The 26,363-nt window shown below is 60.2% G+C and carries 25 protein-coding genes, 1 tRNA gene and 1 riboswitch; of the genes, 14 read left to right on the top strand and 12 right to left on the bottom strand.

The genetic code is table 11. The annotated features are described in order from the left end of the window. Nucleotide 1: 1 nt before the first annotated feature. The 3 genes from HZ993_RS04415 to HZ993_RS24835 all read left to right on the top strand — a co-directional run bounded on the left by HZ993_RS04415 (nt 2) and on the right by HZ993_RS24835 (nt 4,391). The gene (locus HZ993_RS04415) at nt 2–1,387 is read left to right on the top strand and encodes a cytochrome ubiquinol oxidase subunit I (RefSeq protein ID WP_209396058.1); all 1,386 of its coding nucleotides are present in this window, start codon (nt 2–4) and stop codon (nt 1,385–1,387) included. Further along, entirely contained in the window at nt 1,380–2,414 is a 1,035-nt protein-coding gene (locus HZ993_RS04410; protein WP_209396057.1) for a cytochrome d ubiquinol oxidase subunit II, read from the top strand. Before HZ993_RS04415 ends, HZ993_RS04410 begins: the two co-directional genes overlap by 8 nt. A gap of 279 nt (nt 2,415–2,693) precedes the next feature. Continuing rightward, nucleotides 2,694–4,391 (top strand): methyl-accepting chemotaxis protein, encoded by a 1,698-nt coding sequence (locus HZ993_RS24835; protein ID WP_209396056.1) that lies wholly within the window; start codon nt 2,694–2,696, stop codon nt 4,389–4,391. Between the two features lie 14 nt (nt 4,392–4,405). On the opposite strand, the gene HZ993_RS04400 is transcribed toward HZ993_RS24835, so the two are convergent. Further along, a complete protein-coding gene (locus HZ993_RS04400) occupies nt 4,406–4,810 on the bottom strand; it encodes a group II truncated hemoglobin (protein WP_209396055.1) in 405 nt (134 codons plus the stop codon). A gap of 101 nt (nt 4,811–4,911) precedes the next feature. On the opposite strand from HZ993_RS04400, the gene HZ993_RS04395 reads away from it, so the two are divergent. Together HZ993_RS04395 and HZ993_RS24940 are read left to right on the top strand one after the other, a co-directional pair. After that, a complete protein-coding gene (locus tag HZ993_RS04395) occupies nt 4,912–5,415 on the top strand; it encodes a helix-turn-helix domain-containing protein (protein WP_209395537.1) in 504 nt (167 codons plus the stop codon). After that, nucleotides 5,301–5,897, top strand: coding sequence for an IS30 family transposase (locus tag HZ993_RS24940; RefSeq protein WP_209398260.1), 597 nt, complete (start codon nt 5,301–5,303; stop codon nt 5,895–5,897). The genes HZ993_RS04395 and HZ993_RS24940 overlap by 115 nt, the downstream gene beginning before the upstream one ends. A gap of 82 nt (nt 5,898–5,979) precedes the next feature. On the opposite strand, the gene fdhD is transcribed toward HZ993_RS24940, so the two are convergent. The 7 genes from fdhD to rtcR all read right to left on the bottom strand — a co-directional run bounded on the left by fdhD (nt 5,980) and on the right by rtcR (nt 12,653). Further along, nucleotides 5,980–7,008 (bottom strand): formate dehydrogenase accessory sulfurtransferase FdhD, encoded by a 1,029-nt coding sequence (fdhD, locus tag HZ993_RS04385; RefSeq protein WP_245213814.1) that lies wholly within the window; start codon nt 7,006–7,008, stop codon nt 5,980–5,982. A 5-nt stretch (nt 7,009–7,013) separates the two neighbouring features. Then, the gene (locus HZ993_RS04380) at nt 7,014–9,302 is read right to left on the bottom strand and encodes an FdhF/YdeP family oxidoreductase (RefSeq protein WP_209396054.1); all 2,289 of its coding nucleotides are present in this window, start codon (nt 9,300–9,302) and stop codon (nt 7,014–7,016) included. Nucleotides 9,303–9,317: 15 nt separating this feature from the next. Further along, nucleotides 9,318–9,608 (bottom strand): 2Fe-2S iron-sulfur cluster binding domain-containing protein, encoded by a 291-nt coding sequence (locus HZ993_RS04375; RefSeq protein ID WP_209396053.1) that lies wholly within the window; start codon nt 9,606–9,608, stop codon nt 9,318–9,320. Further along, on the bottom strand, nt 9,605–10,252 hold the full coding sequence (locus HZ993_RS04370; protein WP_209396052.1) for a transcriptional regulator: 648 nt from the start codon (nt 10,250–10,252) through the stop codon (nt 9,605–9,607). The genes HZ993_RS04375 and HZ993_RS04370 overlap by 4 nt, the downstream gene beginning before the upstream one ends. Before the next feature lie 13 nt (nt 10,253–10,265). Beyond that, nucleotides 10,266–10,400 (bottom strand): lmo0937 family membrane protein, encoded by a 135-nt coding sequence (locus HZ993_RS04365; protein WP_209396051.1) that lies wholly within the window; start codon nt 10,398–10,400, stop codon nt 10,266–10,268. Between the two features lie 109 nt (nt 10,401–10,509). Next, nucleotides 10,510–10,905 carry a GNAT family N-acetyltransferase gene (locus tag HZ993_RS04360; RefSeq protein ID WP_209396050.1) on the bottom strand — a complete coding sequence of 132 codons (396 nt, stop codon included), beginning with the start codon at nt 10,903–10,905 and terminating at the stop codon, nt 10,510–10,512. Between the two features lie 122 nt (nt 10,906–11,027). After that, the gene (rtcR, locus tag HZ993_RS04355) at nt 11,028–12,653 is read right to left on the bottom strand and encodes an RNA repair transcriptional activator RtcR (protein ID WP_209396049.1); all 1,626 of its coding nucleotides are present in this window, start codon (nt 12,651–12,653) and stop codon (nt 11,028–11,030) included. A 350-nt stretch (nt 12,654–13,003) separates the two neighbouring features. Here rtcR and HZ993_RS04350 point away from each other — a divergent pair. From HZ993_RS04350 to HZ993_RS04320, 7 genes are all read left to right on the top strand, one after another. Next, nucleotides 13,004–13,077 (top strand) — tRNA-Ile (locus tag HZ993_RS04350). 250 nt (nt 13,078–13,327) lie between these two features. After that, nucleotides 13,328–14,467, top strand: coding sequence for a slipin family protein (locus HZ993_RS04345; protein ID WP_209396048.1), 1,140 nt, complete (start codon nt 13,328–13,330; stop codon nt 14,465–14,467). A 58-nt stretch (nt 14,468–14,525) separates the two neighbouring features. Further along, on the top strand, nt 14,526–15,758 hold the full coding sequence (locus HZ993_RS04340) for an RtcB family protein (RefSeq protein ID WP_209396047.1): 1,233 nt from the start codon (nt 14,526–14,528) through the stop codon (nt 15,756–15,758). Nucleotides 15,759–15,797: 39 nt separating this feature from the next. After that, a complete protein-coding gene (locus HZ993_RS04335; RefSeq protein WP_209396046.1) occupies nt 15,798–16,217 on the top strand; it encodes a zinc-ribbon domain containing protein in 420 nt (139 codons plus the stop codon). Continuing rightward, nucleotides 16,183–17,271, top strand: a complete 1,089-nt coding sequence (gene rtcA / locus HZ993_RS04330; protein WP_209396045.1) for an RNA 3'-terminal phosphate cyclase — start codon at nt 16,183–16,185, stop codon at nt 17,269–17,271. The genes HZ993_RS04335 and rtcA overlap by 35 nt, the downstream gene beginning before the upstream one ends. A gap of 191 nt (nt 17,272–17,462) precedes the next feature. Beyond that, nucleotides 17,463–18,617 (top strand): hypothetical protein, encoded by a 1,155-nt coding sequence (locus tag HZ993_RS04325; RefSeq protein ID WP_209396044.1) that lies wholly within the window; start codon nt 17,463–17,465, stop codon nt 18,615–18,617. A gap of 5 nt (nt 18,618–18,622) precedes the next feature. After that, nucleotides 18,623–19,669: an acyltransferase gene (locus tag HZ993_RS04320; protein WP_209396043.1), complete on the top strand. Its 1,047-nt coding sequence runs from the start codon at nt 18,623–18,625 to the stop codon at nt 19,667–19,669. A 59-nt stretch (nt 19,670–19,728) separates the two neighbouring features. On the opposite strand, the gene HZ993_RS04315 is transcribed toward HZ993_RS04320, so the two are convergent. The 4 genes from HZ993_RS04315 to HZ993_RS04300 all read right to left on the bottom strand — a co-directional run bounded on the left by HZ993_RS04315 (nt 19,729) and on the right by HZ993_RS04300 (nt 22,694). Continuing rightward, on the bottom strand, nt 19,729–20,541 hold the full coding sequence (locus HZ993_RS04315) for a sulfite exporter TauE/SafE family protein (RefSeq protein WP_209396042.1): 813 nt from the start codon (nt 20,539–20,541) through the stop codon (nt 19,729–19,731). 108 nt (nt 20,542–20,649) lie between these two features. After that, nucleotides 20,650–21,816: a DUF4034 domain-containing protein gene (locus HZ993_RS04310; protein ID WP_209396041.1), complete on the bottom strand. Its 1,167-nt coding sequence runs from the start codon at nt 21,814–21,816 to the stop codon at nt 20,650–20,652. A gap of 309 nt (nt 21,817–22,125) precedes the next feature. After that, a complete protein-coding gene (locus HZ993_RS04305; RefSeq protein ID WP_209396040.1) occupies nt 22,126–22,470 on the bottom strand; it encodes a cell division protein ZapA in 345 nt (114 codons plus the stop codon). Further along, complete coding sequence (locus HZ993_RS04300; protein ID WP_209396039.1) at nt 22,467–22,694, bottom strand: cell division protein ZapB; 228 nt, start codon at nt 22,692–22,694, stop codon at nt 22,467–22,469. The genes HZ993_RS04305 and HZ993_RS04300 overlap by 4 nt, the downstream gene beginning before the upstream one ends. 35 nt (nt 22,695–22,729) lie before the next feature. Beyond that, nucleotides 22,730–22,967: riboswitch (cobalamin riboswitch) on the top strand. A 76-nt stretch (nt 22,968–23,043) separates the two neighbouring features. On the opposite strand from HZ993_RS04300, the gene HZ993_RS04295 reads away from it, so the two are divergent. Both HZ993_RS04295 and HZ993_RS04290 read left to right on the top strand, forming a co-directional pair. Continuing rightward, the gene (locus HZ993_RS04295) at nt 23,044–24,915 is read left to right on the top strand and encodes a TonB-dependent receptor domain-containing protein (protein WP_209396038.1); all 1,872 of its coding nucleotides are present in this window, start codon (nt 23,044–23,046) and stop codon (nt 24,913–24,915) included. A gap of 4 nt (nt 24,916–24,919) precedes the next feature. Next, entirely contained in the window at nt 24,920–26,362 is a 1,443-nt protein-coding gene (locus HZ993_RS04290) for a cobyrinate a,c-diamide synthase (protein WP_209396037.1), read from the top strand. Nucleotide 26,363 lies beyond the last annotated feature (1 nt).

Genomic DNA, 26,363 nt, shown 5'->3' with positions numbered 1-26,363 from the left:
AATGGACACCCTGGACCCCCTCATCCTGGCGCGCATCCAATTCGCCGCTAACATCACCTTCCACATCCTGTTCCCCACCATCAGCATCTCCATGGCCTGGGTGCTGCTGTTTTTCAAGCTGCGTTTTGCCCGCACCGGCCAGCAGCACTGGATGGACGCCTACCAGTTCTGGGTCAAGATCTTCGCGCTGACATTCGCCCTGGGTGTGGTCAGCGGTATCACCATGAGTTTCCAGTTTGGTACCAACTGGCCGGGTTTCATGAACACGGTGGGCAATGTGGCCGGCCCGCTCTTGGCCTATGAGGTGCTGACGGCCTTCTTTTTAGAGGCCACCATGCTGGGCATCATGCTGTTTGGCCGTGGCCGGGTCAGCGAACGCATGCACACCATTGCCACGCTGCTGGTGGCGGGCGGCACCACGTTGTCGGCGTTTTGGATACTGGCGCTCAATTCATGGATGCACACCCCGGCCGGCTTTGAGATGATCAACGGCCAGGCCCATGTGACCAGTTGGTTGCAGGTCATTTTCAACCCGTCGTTCCCGTACCGGTTCACACACATGTTGCTGGCCTCTGGCCTTACGGTGTCTTTTCTGCTGGCCGGCATCAGTGCCTGGCGCTGGCTCAAGGGCGACAAGGGTGCCGAAGTACGCGCCAGCCTGCGCACGGGCCTGGTCTTGGCAGCGGTACTGATCCCGCTGCAGATCGGTGTGGGTGACCTGCATGGCCTGAACACACTCAAGCACCAGCCGGCCAAGATCGCCGCCATGGAAGGTATCTGGAAGACGCAAACCGGCGCCCCAGCCGTGCTACTGGGCTGGCCCGATGCCGCCACACAAAGCAACCGCTTTGAAGTGGCCATCCCCAAACTGGCCTCGTTTTACCTGACCCACGACTGGAATGGCGAGATCAAAGGCATAGACGCCTTTGGCAGCCAGCACCCGCCCGTGGCGCCGGTGTTCTTCGCCTTTCGCACCATGGTGGGTGTGGGCCTGCTGATGCTGGCCGTGAGCTGGTTTGGCACCTGGCAGACGCGGGGAGGGCGACAGCCCAATGTGTGGCTGCTGCGTGTGCTGGTGGCCATGACCTTTGCCGGCTGGGTGGCCCTGGTGGCCGGTTGGTATGTGACCGAGATTGGCCGGCAGCCCTGGCTGGTGCAGGGCCTGCTGTTGGCGGCAGATGCGGCCTCTGCTGTGCCCGCACCCAACATCGCGTTTACGTTGGCCATGTACCTGGTGTTGTATGCGGCACTGCTGCTGGCCTATGTGTCGGTGGTGTTCTACCTGGCCACCAGCGCGGCCAAGAAAAACTTTGAACCGCTGGTTGCTCCTGATTCAGTAGCGACTGATGTAATACCGACGGGGGCTGGAGGGCCAAATCATGTTTGACGTTATGCCGGATCTGACCCAACCCCAGGGCTGGTTGCCCCTGGTCTTTGCCGCCGTGATGGCGCTGGCCATGCTGGCCTACGTGATCATGGACGGTTACGACCTGGGCGTGGGTGTGTTGCTGCGCCGCGCCGACGACCGCGAGCAGAAGGACGCCATGATCGCCAGCATTGGCCCGTTCTGGGATGCCAACGAGACCTGGCTGGTACTGGGTGTGGGCGTGTTGCTGGTGGCGTTTCCGCAAGCCCATGGCGTGATCCTGGGCGCCCTGTATATGCCGGTGGCGCTGATGTTATTTGGCCTGACGCTGCGCGGCGTGGCCTTTGACTTTCGCGTCAAGGCGCGCGACCAGCACAAGCCACTGTGGGATACCGCGTTTTACGTGGGCTCCGTGCTGGCCAGCTGGTCGCAGGGTTTCATGCTGGGTGGGCTGATCACCGGTTTTCGCACCGATGTCTGGTCCAACGTGTTCAACGCGCTGATCGGCCTGTGCCTGGTAGCCGCCTACTGCCTGCTGGGCGCGGGCTGGCTGATCATGAAAACCGAGGGTGCCTTGCAATTGAAGGCCGTGCGCTGGGCCCAGGGCAGCCTGTGGCTGACGGCGGCGGGTGTGGCGGCTATCTCGGTGGTCACGCCGCTGGTCAGCCAGCGCATTTTTGGCAAGTGGTTCACCTTTCCCAATATCGTGTTGCTCTTCCCTATCCCACTCGTCACGGCCGTGTTGCTGGGCGTGATTGCACGCAGTGTCAAGCGCCTGCCGGTTCGTTTGGCCCAGGGCAACGAATACGGCATCGGTGTGCCGTTTGCCGCCACCGTGGGTGTGTTCCTGTTGGCCTTCTACGGCCTGGGTTACAGCCTGTTCCCCTGGCTGGTGGAGGACCGCATGACCATCTGGCAGGCCGCCAGTTCACCCGAGGCGCTGATGGTGATCTTCTACGGCGTGGTGGTGGTGTTGCCCGTCATCATTGGCTACACGGTGTATGCGTACCGGGTGTTTTGGGGCAAGGCGTCGGCGCTGAAATACTAGGGCTCCATCGCTTGTTCAAATAAATCCCCACTTTTGCAATAAGTTGGTTAATATTTTCTCGCCCCGGTAGAAAAAACATGGCGTCTGACACCTACGGGTGATACGGAGCGGTACCGGGGCTGTGTTTGAGGGAATGCCAAGCGATTGGCCCAACCAGTTCGTCGACCAGAAAAGCTGCAGTGCACGCTTAGCGCGTGACGCTGCAGCAAAGTCTTTGGAGGCAGTTCGTCCGGCCTATGGACGTTCATGAACGCTGTCTATTCCAAGGAGGTCAAACCCATGAACAACAACCCCATCCAAGCGGGCGTCTTCAGCCTTGTCACGATCAAAGCCCGGCTGATCTTCAGTTATGCGGTGATGGCGCTGGCGCTGATTGTGGTGTCGGCGATGGCCATCGCCGATCTTGCGGCGTCACAGTACAACTTCGAGCACCAGGTCACTGTGGTCGAGAAGGAGGTCGACTTGCTCGCCAACCTGTTCGATGCTGTTAACGCCCGTGCGGTAGCGGCACGCAACATCGTGCTGCTAGACTCCCCGTCAGAAATTGCCACTGAGAAAAAGAATATCGAGGTGGCCTTGGCGCGCATCAGCAGCTCGATGCAAACACTCAAGACCATGCTGGCGGCAGGCGGGCCGGAATCGGCGGGACTGCTGCGCAAGGTCGAAGCGATCGAAAAAATCGAGAGCCGTTATGAAGTGGTGGCCACCGAGATTCTCAGGAAGGCGCTGGCTGGCGACCGCGAAGGTGCATCCAAGTCGATCGTCGCCGATTGCCGCCCCCTGCTGATTGCGCTGGTGGCGGCGGTGGAGTCGGCCAAGAAGGAAATCCACGACATCAGCGACCGCGAGGTGGCTGCCTCCATGGCGCAGAACCAGAGCCTGCGCCTGCAATTGTTTGCCGCCATCGCGCTGGCGCTGGCGGGTGCCGCCGCCCTGGCCGTGGTCATGACCCGCAAGATCACCCGTCCCTTGCTGCGGGCCGTCAATATTGCGGAAACCGTGGCCGCGGGCGACCTGTCCTCCCACATTGATGTCAGCAGCAGAGACGAAACCGGCCAGCTGTTTCGCGCCCTGCAGACCATGCAGGACAGCCTGGTTACCGTGGTTGCACGGGTGCGCCATGGCTCGGAAACCGTGTCCAGTGCCAGCTCCGAAATCGCCGAGGGCAACCAGGACCTCAGCTCCCGCACCGAACAGCAGGCCAGCGCCCTGCAACAGACAGCGGCCAGCATGGAGCAACTGAACTCGGCCGTGCAGCAAAACGCCGACCACGCCCGCCAGGCCAACCAGTTGGCCCAGAGTGCCAGTTCAGTCGCCATGCAGGGCGGCGAAGTGGTGGGTCAGGTGGTGGAAACCATGAAGGGCATCAACGAGTCCAGCCGCAAGATTGCCGACATCATCAGCGTCATCGACGGCATTGCCTTCCAGACCAATATCCTGGCGCTGAATGCTGCGGTGGAAGCCGCCCGCGCGGGTGAACAGGGCCGTGGTTTTGCGGTGGTGGCGTCCGAGGTGCGCAGTCTGGCCGGCCGCAGCGCCGAGGCGGCCAAGGAAATCAAACAATTGATCAACGCCAGTGTGGAGCGTGTGGAGCAGGGCAGCAGCCTGGTAGACAAGGCCGGAGAGACCATGACCGAAGTTGTGGCCAGCATACGCCGTGTGACCGACATCATGGGTGAGATCAGCGCGGCCAGCAGCGAGCAGAGTGCCGGTGTGTCGCAGGTGGGTGATGCCATTACCGAGATGGACCACACGACCCAGAAAAATGCGGCCCTGGTGGAAGAGATGGCCGCAGCCGCCAGCAGCCTCAGGAGCCAGGCCGGTGACTTGGTGCAGACGGTGGCAATCTTCAAGCTGGCTGAAGGCCACGAGGTCAGCCCGGTGAGCGTGTCTGAAGTGACCGCCCGGTCCAGGTCATGGGCTGCGTTGCCGCGTACCAAACCCGCGGTTACGGCGCCCCGGCTGGCATCGGTCTGATCACCCCAAGCGCATCACCCTTCAGTATTGCGCATCCAGTCTGCGGTCTTGAAGAACGATTCCTTCAGCCGCTCGGCCAGTTCGTTTGGCACACCGGTTTCGGCCATGGCTTGGGCCATGCAGGCCAGCCACTGGTCACGTTCGGTTTCGCCAATTTTGAATGGCATGTGGCGCATGCGCAGCCGGGGGTGGCCAAAGCGGTCGGTGTAGTGCTGGGGGCCGCCCAGCCAGCCGCACAAGAACCAGAACAGCTTTTCGCGGGCACTGCCCAGGTCGGGGCCGTGTGCGGCGCGCAGTTCGGCGTACCCACTCTCCAGGTCCATCAGATCGTAGAAACGCTCGGCCAGGGCCTTGACCCTGTCTTCACCACCTATCCATGCAAATGGGGTGTCGAATGTGGGTTGTTCCGGGATGTTCATATGAGGCGGATTCAAGTACGAAGTGCAACGTTTTAGAAACGGGTTAGGCCAAGAGTGAATAGGATGCACTTTTGTGACCGGCCAGTCCCAAACGTTGCACCATGACCTATACACACTTGACCCAAGAAGAACGATACCAAATTCACAACCTCACGCGCCAAGGCATTCATCTGTCGCAAATTGCAGCAGAGCTTGGACGTAGCAGCTCGACGATCAGCCGCGAGCTCAGGCGCAATGCCAGTGCCCGGGGCTACCAACCTGCACTGGCCCAAGACAAAGCGACTCAGAGACAGACACAGCGTCGCAATGCCCGCCAGTTCGATCCAGAGCAGTGGCAACTCGTGGAGTTGTATCTGCGCCTGAGCTTGTCTCCCCAGCAAGTCAGTGACCGCCTGGCTTTAGAGGATCGTTTGTCGATTAGCACCGAAGCCATCTACCAATACGCCTATGCCAACAAAGCCCAGGGCGGTGATTTAGTCGGGTACTTGCGCTGTCAAAACTTCGTAGAAAGCGCTATGCCAGTGGTCGAGAGCGCCGTGGGGTACTCAAGAACCGGGTCGGAATTGAACATCGCCCCGCAGTGGTGGATAGCAAGAAGCGCATAGGCGACTGGGAGGGCGATACGGTGATCGGCGGGGGGCGCAAAGGCGTGTTGGTGACACTGGTGGAACGCAAGTCCCGCTATACCTTGGCGCATCCACTACGCCCAAGCACAGTGCGGGGTGACGCAGGCCATTGTCGATTTGCTGCGCCCCCACAGACATGCCTGCAAGACACTGACCTTGACAACGGCAAGGAGTTCGCTGAGCACGAATTCATTGCAAGTTGTTTGAGGGCGAAGGTGTACTTTGCCAAGCCCTACTGCTCATGGCAGCGTGGGCTCAATGAGAACACCAACGGGCTGCTGCGACAGTTCTTTCCAAAGGGGTGCAGTTTGCTCAAGGTGACACAGGCTCAGGTCGATGAAGCTGTGTACTTACTCAATCATCGGCCTCGTAAGTGCCTGGGCTATCGCACACCGCATGAGGTCTTCTACAACCTACCCGTCAGACCTCTTACACTGCATTCCGTTGCGCTTTGTACTTGAATCCGCCTGAAAAAATGGCCTCTAGCCCCCGTCGGATGGACCTAGGGTGCTATTGAAAGTATAGTAAATGGGGTTGTATGGCTTAGCCTGGCAACACCCGCTCGGGAAAGCTGTAGACCACCAGGCCGGACTCCCGCACAAAGCCGACCAGGCAGATGCCCGCCTGTTGCGCCAGTCGCACCGCCATGGCCGTGGGGGCCGACACGGTGGCCAGCAGGCTGATGCGGGCCCGCGCACATTTCTGCACCAGTTCGTAGCTGGCACGGCTGCTCATCAGCACCCAGCCGGTGACTGTATCAAGCTTGTTCTGGGCCAGCATGCCGACCAGTTTGTCCAGCGCGTTGTGGCGGCCCACGTCTTCCATGGCATACGGCAACTGGCCATCGGTGTTGACCCAGGCCGCCACATGCAGGGCGCCGGTTTGCGCGTTCAGCGGCTGGTGCTGGGGCAGGTGCTGCAGCGCTGCCAGTATGTCGCTGTGGCGCAGGTGCACGGCGTGCTCCAGGGGTGCCACGTCCAGGTCCAGTGCCTTCAGGCTCTCTAGACCACACAGGCCGCATCCGGTGCGCCCGGCCAGCTGGCGTCGGCGGTCTTTCAGCGCGGCGAACTGGGCGCTGGCCAAGCTGATGTGCAACTCCATGCCCTGGGGCTGGGGCTGGGTCTGGATGCTGATGTCGTAGATTTGCGCCGTGCTGTCCACAATGCCTTCGGACAGGCTGAACCCCATGGCAAAGGCCTCCAGATCGGTTGGCGTGGCCATCATTACCGCGTGGGAGACCCCGTTGTAGACCAGGGCAACGGGTGTTTCTTCGGCCAGGGCATCCTGGGCGGCGTGTGCTTGGGCGCCGCGGTAGCGCAGCACCGGCTGCTGCCGGGTGGGCGCTGGCAGTGTGGGTGCAAGGCTGAGCATCAGGCGTTCACCGTCTTGGTGTTGTTTCACCCAGCCCAGCCCGGCCTGGCCGGCAATCTCGGCCTCGCCCAGGTAGGCCAGGGCGCGTAAAAGCGTGCTCATTCGTATGCCCAGCGCCTTGCACAGGCGCGCGCTAGAGATGGGCTCTGCATGCCGGGCCAGCTCTTGCACCACCGCGGCGGCAACGTCGGCTACCTCCATGGCGGTTAAGCCACGTGCGGCGTCACCACCACCGGCACGGCTTTGGACGTCGGTGTGTCCGCCCCAATGGCCACGCTGGACAGCGGCACCAACGCATTGGTCTCGGGAAAGTAGGCTGCCAGGTTGCCCAGCGGAATGGGGTGGGCCACCAGCATGAAGCGTTTGGCGGTGCGTTCTATGCCGTCATCGGCCACGCTCTGCAGGTCCACCCAATCACCGGCTTGCAAGTGCAGGCTGCTGATGTCGTCTGCGTGCATGAACAACACACGCCGTTCGCCAAACACACCGCGGTAGCGGTCGTTCTGGCCGTAGATGGTGGTGTTGTACTGGTCGTGGGAGCGCAGCGTGGTCAGGTTGAAGACCCTTTGGTCACGACCTGCGCGCGCGCGGTGGATGGGCAAGTCAACCGGCACCGCATGCACATGGAAGTTAGCCTTGCCCGTAGGTGTGACCCACAGGCGTTCTGCCGCGCGGTTGCGCAGGTGAAAGCCGCCCGGCACCTTGACCCGCGTGTTGAAGTCGGCAAAGTCTTCAAACACGGCAGCAATTTTGTCGCGTATGCGGTCGTAGTCATCCACCAGCCACTGCCAGGGCGTCCTGCTGTTTTTAAGGGTGGCCTGGGCGAGCCGCGCCACGATCATGGGCTCGGACAGCAGGTGTGGGGACGCGGGTGCATTGATGCCGGACGATAGGTGCACCATGCTCATGGAATCTTCCACGGTGATGGCTTGTGGTCCACCGGCCTGCACATCGATCTCGGTGCGGCCCAGGCAGGGCAGTATCAGCGCCTCGGTGCCGTGCACCAGGTGGCTGCGGTTGAGTTTGGTGGCCACGTGCACGGTCAGCGCGCAGTTTTGCAGCGCCTGGTGGGTACGTACGGTGTCGGGTGTGGCGGCCGCAAAATTGCCGCCCATGGCAAAGAACACCTTGCCAGGTTCCTTCAACATGGTCTCTATGGATGCCACCGTGTTCAGCCCGTCGGCACGGGGCGGGGCGAAGTCAAACACCTGGCCCAGCCGGTCCAGAAAGGCGGGCGTGGGCTGTTCAAAAATGCCCATGGTGCGATCACCCTGCACATTGCTGTGGCCGCGCACGGGGCAGGCGCCCGCGCCGGGTTTGCCCATATTGCCGCGCAGCAGCAGCCAGTTGATCAGCATGTGGATGCTGCCTACGGCCTGCTGGTGCTGGGTGATGCCCATGCCCCAGCAGGCGATCACGCGCTCGGACTGCATGTAGACCAGGGCCGCGCGGGCAATTTGATCTTTGGTCAGGCCAGACTCATGCTCGATCACTTCCCAGGACTCAGCCAGCACGTCGTCTGCAAAGGCGTCGAAATTGGCGCAGTGCTGTTCAATAAAGACCGCATCGATGACGCGGGTGTGGCGGTGCTGCTGAGCCACCTGGTCGGCCTCCAGCACACACTTGACCATACCTTTGACGGCGGCCAGGTCGCCACCGATCTTGAGTTGGAAATAATCCGTGGTCATCTCGGTGGAGCCACCGGTCAGCATCTCCATCGCGCTCTGCGGGTTTTGGAATTTCTCCAGGCCGCGTTCGCGTAGCGGGTTGAAGGCCACGATTTGTGCTCCGCGTTTGGCGGCCTTGCGCAGCTCGCCCAACATGCGCGGGTGGTTGGTGCCGGGGTTCTGGCCAAAGATAAAGATGGCATCGGCCAGTTCAAAGTCTGCCAGCTGCACCGTGCCCTTGCCCACACCGATGGCCTGGCGCATGGCCACGCCCGAGGGCTCGTGGCACATATTGGAGCAATCGGGGAAGTTGTTGGTGCCGAACTCGCGCACAAACAGCTGGTACAAAAATGCCGCCTCGTTGCTGGTGCGGCCGGATGTGTAGAAGATGGCGTCGTCCGGACGGGGCAGGGAGTTGAGCCTGTCCGCTATAAGCGCAAAGGCTGCATCCCAGCTGATGGGCAGATAACGGTCAGTCGCACGGTCGTATTGCAGTGGCTCGGTCAGGCGGCCCAGCGCTTCGAGCTGTTGGTCGGAGCGGGCCTTGAGCGCGGTGACTGTCTCCGCGCCCACCACCGCGGGGGTGGCGCGGTGCGCGGTCGATTCGGCCGCCACGGCCTTGGCACCGTTCTCGCAAAACTCAAAGGTAGACGTGTGGTCGGCATCGGGCCAGGCACAGCCGGGGCAATCAAACCCATCGGGCTGGTTGGCGGAGAGCAGGGTGCGTGCGCCCTTGGCGGGAATGCCTTGCTCCAGCAACTGGTGGGCCACACTTTTCAGCGCGCCCCAGCCACCGGCAGGGCGTGTATAGACTTGGATTTTTTTCATACGGGGTAGTTCTGCTCAGTAGCCCTGGCGCAGCACCACATCCGAGCAGGGGTAGGCCACGCAGGGCAGCACGTAGCCTTCAGCCTGCTCCTCGCTGCTCAGGCCGGGCCACTCCACAGCGTAGCGCACCTGGCCGCTCTGCAACTGGCCTATGCAGGTGCGGCAGGTGCCATTGCGGCAGGAGCTGGGCCAGTTGCTGCCGCCCATTTCCAGGGACAACAAGAGCACATCGGTGTCACTGGCGTCCACCTGCAGGTCTTCGGTTTCGCTGCGGGCGGTAAAAAAAGATGCGTCTGACGGGTTCACGTTGCATGTCCAAAGAGATTGTCCTCGCTGCCCTTGAGCCAGGTCTTGGACGGCCGCAACAGGTGGTGGAGGAATTGGTCGTTGTGTGCCATGGCGCTGGCCAGCGTCTCAGGCGTGTGCATGGAAAACTTCACCTGCCGCGCCATTGTGTTCGACGCGCCCTGCAGGGCCTCGGCCACTGCGCTGGCCACTGCGGGTTCCGCCAGTTGGCTGCCAAACAAGACCAGGGTGACTACGGGGGGCTTTGCGCTGGACGTTGCGGCGGCGGGTTTGTTCAGAATATAGGCCGCACTGACCTGGCGTGACACGGGCGCAAGTGCAGCGGTCAGCACATTGCGTACACCCATGGTTTTGGAAACCAGGGTGTGCAGGCTTTTGAATACGGGTGACTGGGTGTTTGCCTGGAAGTGCTTTTGTTTGCCCTGCTTGTGCACACTCAGAATGCCGGCAGCGGCCAGGTCGGCCAGCTCGCGCTGCACGGCACCCGTGCCCGATTGGGCCAGCGCTATCACTTCACCCATGTAGAAGCTGCGTTGGGGGGCGTCAAACAATACGGCCAATACGCGCTGGCGCACCTTGGGAAACAAGGCATCGGCCAGGCTGGCGCGGGGTGGGGCGGGGAGCGGTTGGCGTGGTAAACCCATTATGGGTTTGATTCTATCCAATCACGCGCAACAGAACGGAAATGATGGCAACGATCAGCAGAATGTGGATGAATCCACCCAGGGTGAACGAAGTGACCAGACCCAGTAGCCAAAGAATGACCAAAATGACGGCAATGGTGTACAGCATGGCGAAACCTCTTGTGGGTGGTAGTGAGCGATGGGCCATTGTTCAATGCTCCGGTGCTGCTGTCCGTGTGGCAGCGTACACAGCGCAGACCCCATCGCGCCAGAAAACCTCACCCAGCGAGGTATTTGATCATTTGAAGGCATGGGGTTTTTTCACCCCACAGCGTGGGAAACAACTCCATGGGAACAAAGCCAAGCCGCTTGTAGAAAGCACGGGTTTGTGCGTACTCGGGGCTGGGGTGTGAGTCGGCCAGCGTCTTGACCTGCATGAAGCGCGTACCCTGTGCGTGGGCCCAGGCCTCTGCGCCCTGAACCAAGGCACGCCCAACGCCGGTGGTGCGGCTAGCCGCGTGAACGGCGATGCAGTGGATCTCGCACGCTTGTGGGTAATGCCGCTGCAAGGTTATGAATCCGAAAATGGTGTCGCCTTCCATTGCAACCCACGTCGGGTACTGCGATGTACCGCGGATGTACTCCAGCGTTGATTCTTCCTGCCCAAACCACATGGGCAAACTGCGGAGGATTTTTTCAGCGGCAGGTTCAATATTTGTAGTGGTGCGAGCAATATGCATGTAGGTACAGACTATAGCGTCGTCCTCGCTGGTGCCATCAGGCGGCAATGCGCTGTTTAGCCCGAAACTGCATCCCAGTCCAGCCCAAACTTCAATAGATATTTGCGCAGACGGTCCGCATCGTTGATGACGCTGCGCTGCTGGCGTGATACGTTGAACAGTTCACGCCCCGCATCGCTGATGCTGGCGTGTTTGCGGCATACCGCGATCACGGACTTGAGTTGTAGTTGGTCGAATGTGTCCAGTGTGGTGGCTTGATCACCCAACAGGTCTGACAGCGAAGGGCTTGTTGGGGATGTTGCTGCTTGGCAGGGGCTGCCGCCCGCTTGCGGCGCTGGTAGCGCTTGCCACTGCCAGCGCAGCCGCTGGATTTCTGCGTTGACCAGGTCAATGCCGATACGGCCATGGTCTGCCAGTGTGGCCAGACGCGTGATGGAGGCGCTCAGGTCGCGGAAGTTGCCGCGCCAACTGGCATCCACGGCGGTGGCAAAGCGCAGGTAGGCACTGCGTGCCTCGGCGGTAAAACGCACTTGCTTGCCCAGCTCTTGCGCAGCCAGTGCGAGTTGGTGGTCCATGTTGGGCTCAATGTCTTCACGCCGCTGGGCCAGGCCGGGCAGGGTGTAGGTCCACAGGTTGATGCGGGCGAACAGGTCTTCGCGGAAGCGCCCAGCGGCGATCTCCACGCGTAGGTCCTTGTTGGTGCCAGCGATCAGCTGGAAGTTGCTGGTCGCCTCGCGGTCGGCCCCCATGGGCAGAAAGCGCTTTTCTTCCACGGCCTTGAGCAGCATGGCCTGTTCGTCCAGGCCCAGCTCACCAATCTCGTCCAGAAACAGCAGGCCACTGTGCGCCGTGCGCAGCAGGCCGGGGCGGTCGGTGATGGCGCCGGTAAAGGCACCCTTCTTGTGGCCAAAAAGTGTGGAGCCTGCGCCATCGCCGTGCAGCGTGGCGCAGTTCACTTCGACAAACTCGCCATCAATCTGGTGGCGCGCCTTCTTCAGCTCATGCACGCGCCGCGCCAGCATCGACTTGCCCGCGCCGGTGGGGCCGGTCAACAGCATGGGAGCCTTGCTTTGCACTGCTACGCGCTCTACCTCATCAATAAGTGTGTTGAAGCGTGTGTTGCGGGTGGCAATGCCGCTCTTTAAGAACGACACGGCGTCTTGCTGCGCCACATGCAGGCGCTGGTTGATGGCGTCGTAGCGCGACAGGTCCAGGTCAATCACCTCGTGGCTGCCGGGGCCGCGCCCCTGGCGCCCGCGGGGTGGGGCGCTTTGCAGCAGCACGCCAGGAATAAAGCGCGCCTCCACCAGCAGAAACAAACAAATCTGTGCGACGTGGGTGCCGGTGGTGATGTGGGCCTGGTAGGTCTCTTTGGACGGGTCAAATGGGTAAGCCGCTGCCCAGTCGTACAGCGCGGTGTAGACCTCACCAAAATCCCAGGGGTTTGTCAAACTCATCTCGACCAACTTCACCTCGGTGGTGGGGGATAACTGCGCGTAGTCAGCTTGTACCTGCCGCGCCAGTGCCGTACTGCGCACGTCATGGAACAGCTCCAGCCGGTCGATGACCAGGTCTTCATGCTGCGCCAGCGATACCGTGGGCCGCCATTTCTCCCAACGCGTGGGGCTGAGGCCGGAGTCGAGTTGGGTGCCCAGGAATCCTATGACGACGAGTTTTTTCATATGGCTAGTTTACTAGCTATAAAGATAAATGGCTGAAATGTTCATGCGGTGAGTTTTGCAAAGCTTTGAGCTGCATAGAAAAATAATCAATGGATTCAATAACTTACAGAAATGTTTGGCGCAATGAATGAGTTGGCACGCCCCATGCAATATGGAAAGGGCCACACGCAGAAGGTGTTCGCTGACAAGCAGGGGTTTCCGGGTAACCGGGCCCCGCTGGTGCAGAGAGGCCTGGTTCATGCCAGCGGTTCTTTGTATGCCGCGACCTGGAAACGTGGGGCAAAGGCAATGTCGGTCACGGGGAGCTTTGTCAAAGGAGCTTTCCCGCTGGGTTCGAATCCCGGATGCCACGTTCTGTAGCTCAGTCTGGTAGAGCAACGCGCTGATAACGCGTCTGTCGCGGGTTCGATTCCCGCCGAACGCTGGTCGTAAAAAGCCAGCTTACTTGGAAGTAAAGCGAAGAGAGAGAAGTGCCGCATGTGGGTCGTCAAAAGCCCACCAGCAGCAGTCGCCAGAGCAAAGGATCTGCGACACCGCGCGACAGTGTGCTGAGACCAGGGTGACGCCCAGGGACTTCAAAGCACTGCCAAACGGTGCCTGCACCCGGAGTCCGCGCCTGTTGCTGCAGCGGCCCTTCACGTGAGAGATTGATAAAGAAAAATAGGAAGAAAAAAATGCTAGGTTTGAAACGCATCACCATCAAGAAAAACGAACGTGGCCTGTTGCTGCGCAATGGCGACTTCGAGCGTGTGTTGCAGCCCGGTCAACACTGGGTTGCTACCTGGGGCGCACCCGTGCGCATCGAGACCTTTGCCATGGAGCAAACGGCATTTGTGCACGGCCTGTCCGATTACTTCATGGCCAAGGAGCCAGAAGTTGTGGCGCAAGAGTTTGTGCATGCCGCGTTGACGGACGCCCAAGTGGGCCTGCGTTATGAAAACGGGCTGCTGGTTGAAGTGTTGCCACCTGCCACCCGCAAGCTGTACTGGAAAGGCCTGAACGACGTGCGTGTAGATGTGGTCGATATTGCCGCCAGCGAAAAGCTGTCAGTCGAACTGCTGTCCAGGCTGAACCAGACACAGTTGCGCCAGCGCCCTGTGGCCGGTTTGGCCGGTGTGTTGCTGGTGCAAGTGGCGGATTACCACGTGGGTGTGCTGACCGTGGACGGCAAGTTGCAAGAGTTGTTGGGTGCCGGTGCCTACGGGTTCTGGCGCTACAACCGCCAAGTGCAGGTGGAGTGTGTGGACTTGCGTTCGCAGGCGCTGGAGATCAGTGGCCAAGAAATCTTGACCAAGGACAAGGTGGGGCTGCGCTTGAACCTGTCGGCCACGTGGCGCTATGAAGACGTGCAAAAGGCCTTTGCCAACACCGCGAAACCCGCAGAGTTGGTGTACCGCGAGTTGCAGTTTGGTCTGCGCGCCGCAGTGGGTACCCGCACATTGGACGAGTTGCTGGAAGACAAGGCAACGATCGACACCATCGTGAAGGACTTTGCGGCGCAGAAGCTGATGGCCGCAGGCATCACGCTGGAAGGTGTGGGCGTGAAGGACATCATCTTGCCCGGCGAGATGAAGACCATCCTGGCCCAGGTGGTGGAAGCCGAGAAATCGGCCCAAGCCAACGTGATCCGCCGCCGCGAAGAAACGGCTGCCACGCGTTCGCTGTTGAACACCGCCAAGCTGATGGAGGACAACCCCATCGCCTTGCGTATGAAAGAGTTGGAGACGCTGGAACGGGTTGCTGAACGCATTGACAAGATCTCCGTGTTCGGCGGTTTGGATCAGGTGCTTAACGGGCTGGTGAAGTTGCGTTGAGCGTTAGCATGACGACCAAAAGAATGACGACGACAAAGAACTGAAAACTGAGAGAAGAATGAACTACCAACAACTCAACGTACCCGGCGGTGTGCCGGTGAAGATGTGGACCAAGGGCGTGCCGATTGAGGCCGAGGCCCAGCGCCAGCTGGAAAACGCGGCCAAGCTGCCGATTGTGTTCAGCCACGTGGCCGTGATGCCGGATGTGCACTACGGTATCGGCGCCACTATTGGTAGCGTGATCCCCACGATCAAGGCCATCATTCCCGCTGCGGTGGGGGTGGATATTGGTTGCGGGATGATTGCCTGCAAGACCACGTTGGTGGCCAGCGACCTTCCGGATAACCTGGGTCGCCTGCGTAGCGAGATTGAGAAGGCCGTGCCGCACGGTATGTCGCCCAAGCAGTACCGCCGCGAGGGGAGCAACCGCGACAAAGGTTCGTGGGAAAACACGCCCGCTGCCGCCGACACCGCGTGGGCACAGCTGGTGACCGAGTTTGATGCGCTGTGCGTGGACTACCCACGCCTGAAGAACACCAACAACCACCGCCATATGGGAACGCTGGGCGGGGGTAACCACTTTGTGGAGATCTGCCTGGACGAAGCCGGTAGTGTGTGGATCATGTTGCATAGCGGGTCGCGCGGCGTGGGTAACGCCATTGGTACGCACTTTATTGAGCTGGCCAAGAAGGATGCCGAACTGCACCAGCGCAATCTGCCGGACCAGGACCTGGCCTATTTTGAAGAAGGTGCCCAGTATTTTGGTGACTACGTGCGCGGTGTAGGTTGGGCGCAAAAGTTTGCGCGTCTGAACCGCGAGGTGATGATGCAGGCCGTGATTGGCGCGCTGCGCAAGTCTGTGCCCAAGCCGTTCGAGACGCATCTGGAGGCGGTGAATTGCCACCACAACTATGTGAGCAAGGAAACGCACTTTGGGCAAGAGGTGTTCGTGACCCGCAAGGGCGCGGTGAGCGCCAAGGCGGGTGAGCTGGGGATTATTCCCGGCAGCATGGGCGCCAAGAGTTTCATCGTGCGCGGTAAAGGCAACCCGGATAGCTTCAACAGCTGCAGCCACGGTGCAGGCCGCACCATGAGCCGCACCAAGGCCAAAAAGCTGTTCACGGTGCAGGATCAGATTGACGCCACCGTCGGTGTGGAATGCCGTAAGGACGCTGATGTGATCGACGAGATCCCGATGGCCTACAAGGACATCGACGCCGTGATGCTGGCCCAGAGCGATCTGGTGGAAGTGGTGTACACGCTGAAGCAGGTGGTGTGTGTGAAGGGATAACAGAGCGGGGCGGGAAACCCCGCAAAGGAAGTGTGTGTGATGAAAAGCGGAAAACAAAGGCGGGAGGAAATCAAAGCCAAGCGCCTGGTGCGCCTGCGCGCTGCGCAGGCGCCCAACCCCTTTATGCCAAGCAAGGCGGTGCCTTTGGGTGCCATGGCAGCGGACCCTGCACAACTGGCCCATAACAACACCTACGGCCTGTTGCCGTCGTTTTACATCGACACACCCTTTGTCTGCAAAAACTGCGGTGCGCAAGAAATATGGACAGCCAAGCAGCAGAAGTGGTGGTACGAGATTGCCAAGGGGCAGATCGACACCCGCGCCGTGCGTTGCCGACCCTGCCGCCTGCTGGAGCGTGCGCGGGTCGAAAAGGCCCGGCGCGTAAGCCAGGCCGGTATGGCATTAAAAATCGAGAAGAAGAAAAATGGTGAAAACAGAAACACAAACAACAACGGTTGAAATCGACGGTTCACAAGGCGAGGGCGGTGGGCAGATCCTGCGCACGGCCTTGGCACTGAGCCTGATCACGGGCAAAGCCTTCAACCTGGTCAACATCCGCGCCAAGCGCCCCAAGCCCGGCCTGATGCGCCAGCACCTGGCTTGTGTGCAGGCGGCTGTGGCTGTGGGCGGCGGTCCTGAACACTGCCAAGCTGTGGACGCGGATGGCAATGCGGTGCAGATTGGCGCCAGCCAACTCAGCTTCACTCCTGGGCCAGTGCATGGCGGTGACTACGAATTCGCAGTCGGCTCTGCCGGCAGCTGTATGCTGGTGCTGCAAACCGTGCTGTGGCCCTTGGCCCTGGCTGCACATGCCTCCACCATCGTGCTGCGCGGCGGTACACACAACCCCATGGCGCCTTCGGCCACGTTCTTGAACCGCATGGCGCCGTACTTCTCAGGCGGTGGCCAGTCCGTGTATGCGCTGGAAGTGCAACGCCATGGCTTCTACCCCGCTGGTGGTGGCGAGGTGCGCGTGCGCATCGCGCCGCCTGCGGACGGCCTTGCTGCTATCCACCTGATGGAGCGCGGCGCGCGCCTGGAGGCCTGGGCCGAATGCCTGCACGCCGGCATTCCCAAGGGCGTGGCCGGCCGCGAGCTAGACGTGCTGGGCCGCGCGCTCGGTTGGACGGAAGACCAACTACGCGACCGCGCCCTGCGCAGCAACGAAGGGCCGGGCAATGCGTTGCAGGTGATCCTGCAGTTTGAGCACATCACCGAAGTGTTGACCGCCTTTGGCGAGAAAAGTATCAGCGCTGAAGAAGTGGCGCGCACGGTGCTACGCGAGACACAGGCCTACTTGGCACACCGCGCGCCAGTGGGCGAGCACCTGGCGGACCAGTTGATGCTCCCCATGGCCCTGGCCGCGCTACAAGGCAAGGCCGGGCAGTACTGGGCCACCAGCATGTCCGAGCACACGCGAACCAATGCCAAGGTGATAGAGCAGTTCCTGCCGTTGCGTTTTGTGATGGATCCGCTGGACGGTGGGGTGCTGGTGCAAACCAAAAAATCCTGATTTGATAGCAAACTAGTGATATTGCAGGGGGGCTAGAGGTCAATTTGGCTTAAGGCCCCCTGGCCCAGAGCCGAAGCAGTCCCCTGGGGATCGGCGCCGCAAAAGATCTCTGCTGACTAATTCCTCTCAGAAATTGTGGGTTACATTGTCTCGTCCAAAAAATACAAGCTATTTGATGTAGGAGACAGAGCATGGTGGACCGTTGGATGGGACAGTCGGCGCTCGATTGCAAGGGCTACCGCCTGCGCAGTGATGGCAATGTAGCGCCAACCACAGTGTGTGCGGGTGTGCTGGAGCAACTGGGTCTGGCGGACCTGCTCCCCATGCTGATAGTTGAAGCCGGGTGCGACGACCAAGGTGGTTTTGTCACCATGCGCCTGCGCCCACAGCATGTGCACCAGTGGGCGCCTTGCCTGGACACTTTGAAGGTGGCCAGCATTCTGCAGCTCGACACCGTAGGCAGCGTTCAGGATCTAACCCGTGAGATTGTGGTGTGCATGCTGATGTGCCCCGTGGCGTATGAGTTTCCCAGTGTGGAAGAGCTGCTGAGCGCGGTGCGTATCCGCATCAACACCGTACACGCGGCGCGCAAGACGACACTGGCCTTCCACACGGTAGAGGTCAATCGCCCCACCGATTGCTGGCGGTACGACGAAGACCGCGGCTTTGTGATTCTGCCCGGTGCGTCGCTGACGAAGGCCCTGGTCAAGGCCACGCAGCCCGAGGTTTCCGGTGACCTGTATGCATTCTCTTGTTACCGCGCGTCGGAGTATCTGATTCTGCTGGGCATAGCCCAGGAGCTGGAGCACTGCAACCCGGCCTTGTACGCACAGCTGCAGACCCTTTGGGCCGAGCACCCGATCAAGTCTGGGATGTTCCATGATGTTTTCCTGCGCGAGCAGGGCAGCATGGAGCAACCGCTGCCACCACGCTTTTTTGTGCCCGGTGACCGCACCTGGTTTCGCAACCCGGATGAGCCCTCGGCCGATGCGTCGGGTTTTGAGGGCTCATGGGTCATGTACCTGGGTAACGGCTTGTTCAACAATTTCTGGAAGCGGGACCAGCCCTACACACTGGTCGACAAGTGTTTGGAGATCTACCATTGGCGCCACGGCCTGTACAAGGATGCCGAGGGTGAAGAGCGCATAAACGAGGCCAAGGTGGAGCAATTGGTGCAGTCATCCAAGGCCGACCCTGCGGAGGTGTCGCGCATCGCCGCCTACATGCAGCGTTACCGGGAGCCGCGTGGTGTCTACACCGCGGCGGGCGGCTGCATGGACACCACGCGGGAGTTTGCACGCTGGGTGTGCCCTGGCACGGCCGACCTGGTGTTGCCCGCATACTAGCCAGCATGCCCCGCCGCCAAACCCATATCGATGCCGCCAAGGTGGTGGCATCCCACCTCATTGTTTTGCACCACTTCACGGTCTACGGCCCCTTGGCCGAAGCGCTGGACCTTGTGGCCCCCCGTTTGACCGAATGGTTTTTTGAGTACGCCCGCATGGCGGTGCAGGTTTTCTTGGTGATTGGGGGTTACCTTGCCGCCGGCACCCTGGCGCCCCACGGGCACTTGCAGCGTACGTCGCCCTGGCACAACATTGCCCAACGTTATGTGCGTCTGGCGCTGCCCTTTGGTGCGGCGCTATTGCTGGTGATAGCCTGCAGCGCCGTGGCCAGGCTCTGGCTGGATGCCGACTTCATTCCCACGGCACCCAGCCTCATCGCGCTGCTGGCGCACTTTGTACTGCTGTTTGACATCTTTGACTACGAGGCGTTATCGGTCGGGGTGTGGTACGTGGCCATAGACTTTCAGCTCTTCGCCGTGATGGCCTTGTTTCTATGGATAGGTGGGCGTGCGGCGTTGTGGCTGGTGGGCGTTTGCATGTTGGGTTCGCTCTTCTTTTTCAACCTGCACGAATCGGTGGACATCTGGGCCTTGTATTTCTTCGGCTCCTACGGACTGGGCGCCTTTGCGTGGTGGGCGGGCCATTCGCGCAACGCGGGCAAATGGCTGGTTGTGTTGGCGGTGGTAGGCGCTGCCGCGCTGGTGTGGGACTTTCGCTTGCGTATCGCCCTTGCCGTGTTGGTGGCCATCGGTCTGGGTGTGGTGCGGTGGCGTGTGGCACAGGCCGCCCACACCACCTCCACCACCCCTGCGCGCCAGTTGTCAGTGGCAACTCGGCTGCTGCGGGTGCTCAGCCGCAGCTCTTATGCGCTGTTTTTGACACACTTTTCCATCGTCTTGCTAGGCAATGTGCTGTGGGTGCAATGGGCCTGGACCTTTGCCGGGGCCGCCGCCTGGTTCACCGCGGGTGCCTGGCTGGTCTGCATGGTGATTGCGCTGCTGTTTGAGCGGTTTGTGGAGCGGCGGCTGTCTGCCATACGCATACCGGGCTGAGTGACTTCGCTCAATCGGATTTGCCCACCGCGTGTGGAGCATGCGCGATTCCGTTCTAGTTAACCGTTCATACCCTTCCAGAGCATGTAGCTGGCCAAGACGTAGAGAATCAACGCAAAGGCCTTCTTGAGTTTCGCCACAGGCAGTCGGTGCGCCACCTTGGCCCCAAGGGGCGCGGTGAACACACTGCAACTGGCAATCACTGCCAAGGCGGGCAACCATACATAACCCAGTGAGTGGGGCGGCAGATCGGGCAGCGCTGCACCACTGACCACATAACCCACCGTGTTGGCCAGTGCGATGGGAAAACCCAGCGCCGCACTGGTGGCCACGGCGTTGATGATGGAAATATTGTGCGCCACCATAAACGGCACACTGATAAAGCCGCCACCGGCACCCACCAAGCCCGACAGAAAACCAATGACACTGCCCGCGGCCACCTGCCCCGCAGTACCCGGCATGTGGCGGCTGGGTTTGGGTTTTTTGTCCAGAAACATCTGGGTAGCCGAGAAGCCGACAAACAGCGCAAAAAAGATGGCCAGGTAGCTGCCTTTGAGCAGGGCAAACACCCCGGCGCTGGCCAGCGCACCGCCGATCACGATGCCGGGTGCCAGGCCTTTGACGATATCCCAGCGCACAGCGCCACGCTTGTGGTGGGCGCGCACGCTGGAGATGGACGTGAACATGATGGTGGCCATGGAGGTGGCAATCGCCATCTTGACCGCCAGGTCGGCCGGAACACCCAGCGCCGACAGGATGAGGGTCATGAAAGGCCCGATCAGCATGCCTCCACCAATGCCCAGCAGGCCAGCCAGAAAGCCGGTGGCCAGGCCCAAGGCGGCCAGTTCAACAATCAGGAGAGGGGAGAGCATGGGCAGTGAATCTGAGCTTTAACTTTGGCTACCGCCAAACTGCGAAATTGCGAAACTATAAAGATAGTCGAGCAGGAGACCGCTTTCACAGCCATGCCCCAGAAGTACTTACCTAATCTCGTTAGACTTTATTTCCAATATTAATTTTCTAGCACTTTCATTTCCTCTATCAGCTGCTAGCGATAGCCATTTGATTCCCTCAGGTTGATTCTGCTTTATTCCACCCCAACCCTTGACATATGCGTACCCCAAAAAATACTGAGCGTAAGCATTACCTCTTTCTGCGAGTATTGCGTAGTCGTCAAGAGCTTCCTTGTTCTGTAGCAGGGTCCTGTAGGCAAAGGCTCTACTTTGGCGGGGACCACGCAATTCATTTGCTGTTGCGGGCGACAAGTCTATCGCCTCAGTAAATATGCTGATCGCCTCCGAATGCCTGTTGAGTTTGACCAAGACATACCCTACCTGAGAAAGCGCGGGTTGACTGCGATTTGCTGCGACGGCTTGGTTTGCAAATTTCAGTGCTTGTTCGAAGTCAGCTTCTCGGAAAGATTGCTGCGATCTTTGTAAGTAGTACACCTGCTCTAAGTCCCCTTTTGTTTTTATCGTCTTGGGAGTGTCCGGTATTCCTTTAAGTTCGCTGAGGAACCCTTCCATTTCTTGGTAACTCCCGCCCCATTGCGGGAGGAGCGCGAACAAGTAAGCGTATCGAGCGCCTCTCACGTGCTGGTCCAGTGTGATCGCTCTCTTATATTCTCTATATAGGTCTTCTCGTTGCCCCAGCGTCATGTAGGCTTGAATGAGGTATCTAGAAAATAGTGCTTGCGATGGATCTAGTTCGCAGGCCCGACGCAGATCTTCAATCGATCTGCTGATGTAGCTTTCCATTCCGCTGATCTTGTCTTGCGGGACTTCTGAGATATAACCTCCGCCTCGCGACAACCAAGCCATTTCATAGTTGTACCTTCCCTTGGCTAATCGAGCAGCGGCAGACTTTGGAAACGCCATAATCCATTCGTCAAACAAATGGGAAATGTTCAAGTCCCTGACACTGAGTGTGTCAAAGGCGTTTGCCGCGTCAAACTCTTTGTCTGTATCGCGTTTGTACCCGTCCAAATACCCGTTCATTAATCGGTCAAGATCACCAAGCTGCCGTTGTTTTAGCAGCGCTAGGGGTGCACCAATGTTCTCGACGGCATAGGAGCTTTTCTCGGCAAGAAAGAATAGTGACAGGACCAAAACAAAATTCAAGAAGATTCGAGGTTTTGTCCGTGTCATGTTTTTAATATGTCGTTGAAGTGTTTGCCGGACTCCCGGCCTATGGGTAATACCGGATTGTGGCGTGCACTCATAAGAAGCGCGTAGCGGTAATGGGCCGAATAAGGTGTCTGCAAATGCCACCGGGCCGGCATCCTGAACCTGGGTTCAGGTGGGCGAGGTCAGCACACGCTTTGGGTTCATCTGACGCGAGATGATCACGCTAGCGGGGCAATATTCCAAGCCCGGGCTCAAAGAGCATTGGTTGCAGGAAATATAAAGCCCGGAGAGCACTGCAGACGGGCCCATTGTAGGCTTTTCGGCAAAGGCCTAAAGCAATCTGCCGTCTTCGCTCAGCGCTTCGTCCAGACGTTCCAGCAGGGAGACCAGCAGTACATCGGAATCGGGATTGTGTTCAGCGGACCGCTCGTCCGTGGCGGTAGCGACCTGGCCCGGTACGGCGGGTGCGGAGGTCTGCTGTTGTGGCACGTCAAAGGCCAGGTTCAGGGCCGCCAGCACAGCGATGCGGTCACGGGCGCGCACCTTGCCCGCATCACGGATCTTGCACATGGCGGTGTCGACACGCTCTACGGCTTCGAGCAGGCGGGCGTCGCCGCCTTCCGGGCAACCCAGCAAATAGGTCTGCCCCATGATTTGAACTTCAAGCTGTTTCATGATGGATCTTTTTGCACCGCAGTCGTCGTATCCGGTAATCGCTCCAGCAGGGCGTCCACCCGGGCGCGTGCGGCATTCAGGCGGGATTTGAGCGCATCACGCTCATGGGTGAGTGCCTCCACCTGGCCGGTGAGCAGTGCGTTGGTGCGCTGCAACTCGGCATAACGCACCAACAAGCGGTCAACGCGCTCGGCTATTTGGTCGATGTGGTTCTGGTTCGCCATAGACTGGGCATTGTAGGGTTTACCACGTCAAAGTGACGTAAAATTGCTGCGTTGGTTCTCGCGGCGTGGTTCACACGCTGCAGTTCAACGGGAAGCAGGAGGGTGCGCTGTCCACAGCAAGTCTAACCTGCGCTGCCCCCGCAACGGTAAGTGGACGAGTCGCCCCGCGATTTCGCTCCCATCACAGCCACTGGGCGTTTTGAACACGCGCCTGGGAAGGCGATGGGAGTTGCTCCACCAGCCCGGATACCGGCCAATACGGTGGTTGCACGCTAGTCGCGCAACCGTGATGCCCATGCGCTGTCGGGGAAGACGGCGAGGGCTCCTGTCGAAGAGTCTCTCTATTACTATGAAAAAAAGCACTTCTGGTGCGCGCTTGGCCACGTTATCGCTGGCTCTGGCTGCTGCATTCCCCATCCACGCCCAAGTCAGTTTGGCAGAAACTGTGGTCACCGCTTCACGCGTGGCCACTCCGGTGACGGATGTTTTGGCCGATATCTCGGTGGTGGACCGCGCAACGCTGGAGCTGGCAGGCCAGTCTTCGTTACGCGATGTCCTAGCCCAATTACCGGGTGTGCAGTTCGCCAGCAATGGCAGTTACCGTTCCACTACAGGGCTGTTCCTGCGCGGTGCCAGCACCTCACAAACCCTGGTGCTGGTTGACGGTGTTCGAGTGGGTTCGGCCACATCGGGCGGCGCGTCGCTGGAAAACATTCCCCTGTCGCGCATCGAGCGGATTGAGGTACTGCGTGGTGCGGCCTCTGCCCTGTATGGCCCGGATGCCGTGGGTGGCGTGATCCAGATTTTTACGCGTGAAGCCGGCGAAGGTCTGCAAGCCGATGCCAACATCGGCAGCGGAACCGACGGCCAGCAGCAAGCTGGCGCATCGGTGCGCGGCACCAGTGGAATCCTGGGCTACAGCCTGGGCGTGTCGCGTGAAAAGGCGACCGGCATCAGCGTGATCTCCAACCCCGCGGCCAATGCCTACAACCCGGATGAAGACGGTTTCAGCGCCTCCAGTGTGGATGCCAAACTGACGGCCAAATTGAACCGCGAACATGCGTTGAGCCTGAGCTTGCTTCGCAACGACACCGAGTACCAGTTTGACGCCACACCCTCGCCCAACCCCTTGGGGCTGAGCCGATTGACGACCGACGCGCGCTCCAAGATCAACCTCCACCACACCACGATGAAATGGGACGCCCAGTGGATGCCCCAGTGGCACGCAGCGTTGACTGTGGGCACCAGTGACGAACGTTCGATGGGCGACTATTACCGTGTGTCTGACGGTGCCTGGGGCGGCAACACCCGCTTCAACACCAACCGACGCCAGCTCACTTGGCAGAACGACATCACGCTGGACAAAGACGTGATGTCCGTCATGCTGGAGAACCGCCATGAAAATGTAGACAGCTCCACCGCCTACACCGTGACCAGCCGCGATGTACGCAGCGCACTGGTCTCGTATGCCGTGAACCGGCCTGTGTGGAATGCGCTGCTGGTAGCCCGCAACGACGACAACTCGCAGTTTGGCAGTTTCAACAACTGGGCGGTTTCGGGCGGCTACCGCATCACAGAATCAGTGCGGGGCGTGGCCAGTATGGGCACCAGTTTCCAGGCGCCGTCGTTTAACCAGCTTTACTTTCCCAACTTTGGTAACAAAGCCCTGGTGCCGCAGCGCAACCGCGCTACGGAGCTGGGCCTGCGCTACCACGCCGCCAACCTGTCCATGGGTGCAGTGGTGTACCACAATGACATCCAGGGCTTTATCTTGCCAGCCACCAATGTACAAAGCGCGTTGGGCGTGTTGCGCGGGCTTACGCTGAGTGCCGATGTGCAGTCCGGCGCCAGCAGCTATTCGCTGTCGTATGACTACGCGGACCCCCGCTCGTATTCCACCAACCCGGCGTCCAACGACCTGCGCCTAGTGCGCATTGCACGCAATGTGTTCAATGCGCGGGCCAACCACCGCATGGGTGATGTGGCGGTGTTTGGTGAAGTCAAGGTGTCCAGCGACCGCGAAGACAACAACCTGGCCTTCAGTGGACGCGACATCTTGCCGGGCTACACCGTGCTCAATCTGGGCATGAACTACACCGTACATAAGAACGTGTCTGTTTTGGCGCGTGTCAATAACGTGACGGACGAAAAATATATGTTGGCCAATACCTACTCCACGCCGGGTCGCAATGTGTTTGTGTCCCTGAACTGGTCCTTGTAAGGCCATGGTGGCGCACGCAACCTGTCCTGCTGTATTGGTCGCAGCCCCGGCTTCTGGTCAGGGCAAGACCACAGTGACCAGTGCCTTGGCGCGCCTGCACACGCGCCAGGGCAGGCGGGTGCGTGTGTTCAAGTGCGGGCCGGATTTTCTGGACCCGTACTGGCACAGCCTGGCCAGCGGTGCGCCGGTTTACCAGCTGGATTTGTGGATGACGGGTGAGGCCGATTGCCGTGCGCGCCTGTTTGCTGCCGCGCAAGAGGCGGACCTGATCCTTGTCGAAGGGGTCATGGGGTTGTTTGATGGCGAGCCCAGTGCGGCGGACCTGGCACAACGTTTTGGTTTGCGGGTGCTGGCAGTGGTGGATGCGTCTGCCATGGCGGGCACCTTTGGTGCGTTGGCGTTTGGGCTGCAACATTACCGTGCTGACATGCCTTGGGCGGGTGTGTTGGCCAATCGCGTGGCCAGTGTGCGCCATGCGGAGATGTTGCAGGTCAGCCTGCAAGACCCGCAAGCGTGGATGGGCGCGTTGATGCGCAATGCAGGCATGGTGCTGCCTGAGCGGCACTTGGGGCTGACGGTTGCCAGTGAGGTGCCGGATGCGCTGGCGCGGCTGGATGTTGCTGCGGATGCGCTTGCCTCAACACCCTTGGGGCGGATGACACTGGATGATTTGCAGCGGTGGTCCGTTTCTTTTGAGGGGCCTGAAGTCGCAGTGCACCTTGCCCCGGGAGTGCAGGCGGCTGGACCTTCTGCTCCGTGTCCCCCGCCCGCTTTGCGGGCTCCTCCTTTACCTGCGCAGAAGGCCCAGCCGCCCGCACTCCCTACCTTGCTTGGCAAAACGATTGCTGTGGCGCGGGATGCGGCCTTTTGTTTTATCTATACCGCCAACCTGGATTGCCTGACCGCACTAGGGACTGAGCTTGTTTTCTTTTCGCCCTTGGCTGACCAGACGCTGCCCGCTTGTGATGCCGTGTGGATTCCGGGTGGCTACCCTGAATTACACGCAGCAACCATTGCCGCAAACACCGCGCTGCGTGACAGCCTGGCCCAGCATATTGCCGCTGGCAAGCCCGTGTGGGCGGAGTGCGGTGGCATGATGGCACTGTTTGACTCGCTGATCACTGTGGATGCTCAGCGCCACGCGCAGTGGGGTTTGCTGCCGGGTGAGGTGACGATGCACAAGCGCCTGGCGGGTCTGGGGCCACAGCAATTGGTACTCGGCAGCGGTACATTGCGCGGCCATACCTTCCATTACTCGACGACCAGCACGTCGCTGCAGGCGGTGGCACGCACGGCACGACCGGATACCGCGCCGCAGCCGGATGCGGGCGAAGCACTGTGGCAGCAGGGCGCTTTGCGTGCCAGCTACTTCCATGCCTGGTTCCCGTCTTGTCCGGCGGCCGTGGTAGAACTGTTTTCGGCACCTCGCCATGAGAAAGCTGACTGAC

The sequence above is a fragment of the Rhodoferax sp. AJA081-3 genome (assembly GCF_017798165.1).
Lineage (GTDB): Bacteria > Pseudomonadota > Gammaproteobacteria > Burkholderiales > Burkholderiaceae_C > Allorhodoferax.
The sequence above is the reverse complement of the archived record's forward strand: the minus strand, read 5'-3'. Positions and strand labels throughout refer to the sequence as shown.

Excerpts from the sequence above, each read along its gene's own strand:
- HZ993_RS04335 (WP_209396046.1), top strand. The coding sequence starts at position 15,798 with ATGAAAAGCGGAAAACAAAGGCGGGAGGAAATCAAAGCCAAGCGCCTG.
- HZ993_RS04415 (WP_209396058.1), top strand. The coding sequence starts at position 2 with ATGGACACCCTGGACCCCCTCATCCTGGCGCGCATCCAATTCGCCGCT.
- HZ993_RS04410 (WP_209396057.1), top strand. The coding sequence starts at position 1,380 with ATGTTTGACGTTATGCCGGATCTGACCCAACCCCAGGGCTGGTTGCCC.
- HZ993_RS04320 (WP_209396043.1), top strand. The coding sequence starts at position 18,623 with ATGCCCCGCCGCCAAACCCATATCGATGCCGCCAAGGTGGTGGCATCC.
- HZ993_RS04295 (WP_209396038.1), top strand. The coding sequence starts at position 23,044 with ATGAAAAAAAGCACTTCTGGTGCGCGCTTGGCCACGTTATCGCTGGCT.
- HZ993_RS24835 (WP_209396056.1), top strand. The coding sequence starts at position 2,694 with ATGAACAACAACCCCATCCAAGCGGGCGTCTTCAGCCTTGTCACGATC.
- HZ993_RS04325 (WP_209396044.1), top strand. The coding sequence starts at position 17,463 with ATGGTGGACCGTTGGATGGGACAGTCGGCGCTCGATTGCAAGGGCTAC.
- HZ993_RS04380 (WP_209396054.1), bottom strand. The coding sequence starts at position 9,302 with ATGAAAAAAATCCAAGTCTATACACGCCCTGCCGGTGGCTGGGGCGCG.
- HZ993_RS04345 (WP_209396048.1), top strand. The coding sequence starts at position 13,328 with ATGCTAGGTTTGAAACGCATCACCATCAAGAAAAACGAACGTGGCCTG.
- HZ993_RS04340 (WP_209396047.1), top strand. The coding sequence starts at position 14,526 with ATGAACTACCAACAACTCAACGTACCCGGCGGTGTGCCGGTGAAGATG.
- HZ993_RS04400 (WP_209396055.1), bottom strand. The coding sequence starts at position 4,810 with ATGAACATCCCGGAACAACCCACATTCGACACCCCATTTGCATGGATA.
- HZ993_RS04360 (WP_209396050.1), bottom strand. The coding sequence starts at position 10,905 with ATGTGGTTTGGGCAGGAAGAATCAACGCTGGAGTACATCCGCGGTACA.
- rtcA (WP_209396045.1), top strand. The coding sequence starts at position 16,183 with ATGGTGAAAACAGAAACACAAACAACAACGGTTGAAATCGACGGTTCA.
- HZ993_RS04290 (WP_209396037.1), top strand. The coding sequence starts at position 24,920 with ATGGTGGCGCACGCAACCTGTCCTGCTGTATTGGTCGCAGCCCCGGCT.
- HZ993_RS04395 (WP_209395537.1), top strand. The coding sequence starts at position 4,912 with ATGACCTATACACACTTGACCCAAGAAGAACGATACCAAATTCACAAC.
- fdhD (WP_245213814.1), bottom strand. The coding sequence starts at position 7,008 with ATGGAGGTAGCCGACGTTGCCGCCGCGGTGGTGCAAGAGCTGGCCCGG.
- HZ993_RS04305 (WP_209396040.1), bottom strand. The coding sequence starts at position 22,470 with ATGAAACAGCTTGAAGTTCAAATCATGGGGCAGACCTATTTGCTGGGT.
- rtcR (WP_209396049.1), bottom strand. The coding sequence starts at position 12,653 with ATGAAAAAACTCGTCGTCATAGGATTCCTGGGCACCCAACTCGACTCC.
- HZ993_RS04365 (WP_209396051.1), bottom strand. The coding sequence starts at position 10,400 with ATGCTGTACACCATTGCCGTCATTTTGGTCATTCTTTGGCTACTGGGT.
- HZ993_RS04310 (WP_209396041.1), bottom strand. The coding sequence starts at position 21,816 with ATGACACGGACAAAACCTCGAATCTTCTTGAATTTTGTTTTGGTCCTG.
- HZ993_RS04300 (WP_209396039.1), bottom strand. The coding sequence starts at position 22,694 with ATGGCGAACCAGAACCACATCGACCAAATAGCCGAGCGCGTTGACCGC.
- HZ993_RS04370 (WP_209396052.1), bottom strand. The coding sequence starts at position 10,252 with ATGGGTTTACCACGCCAACCGCTCCCCGCCCCACCCCGCGCCAGCCTG.
- HZ993_RS04315 (WP_209396042.1), bottom strand. The coding sequence starts at position 20,541 with ATGCTCTCCCCTCTCCTGATTGTTGAACTGGCCGCCTTGGGCCTGGCC.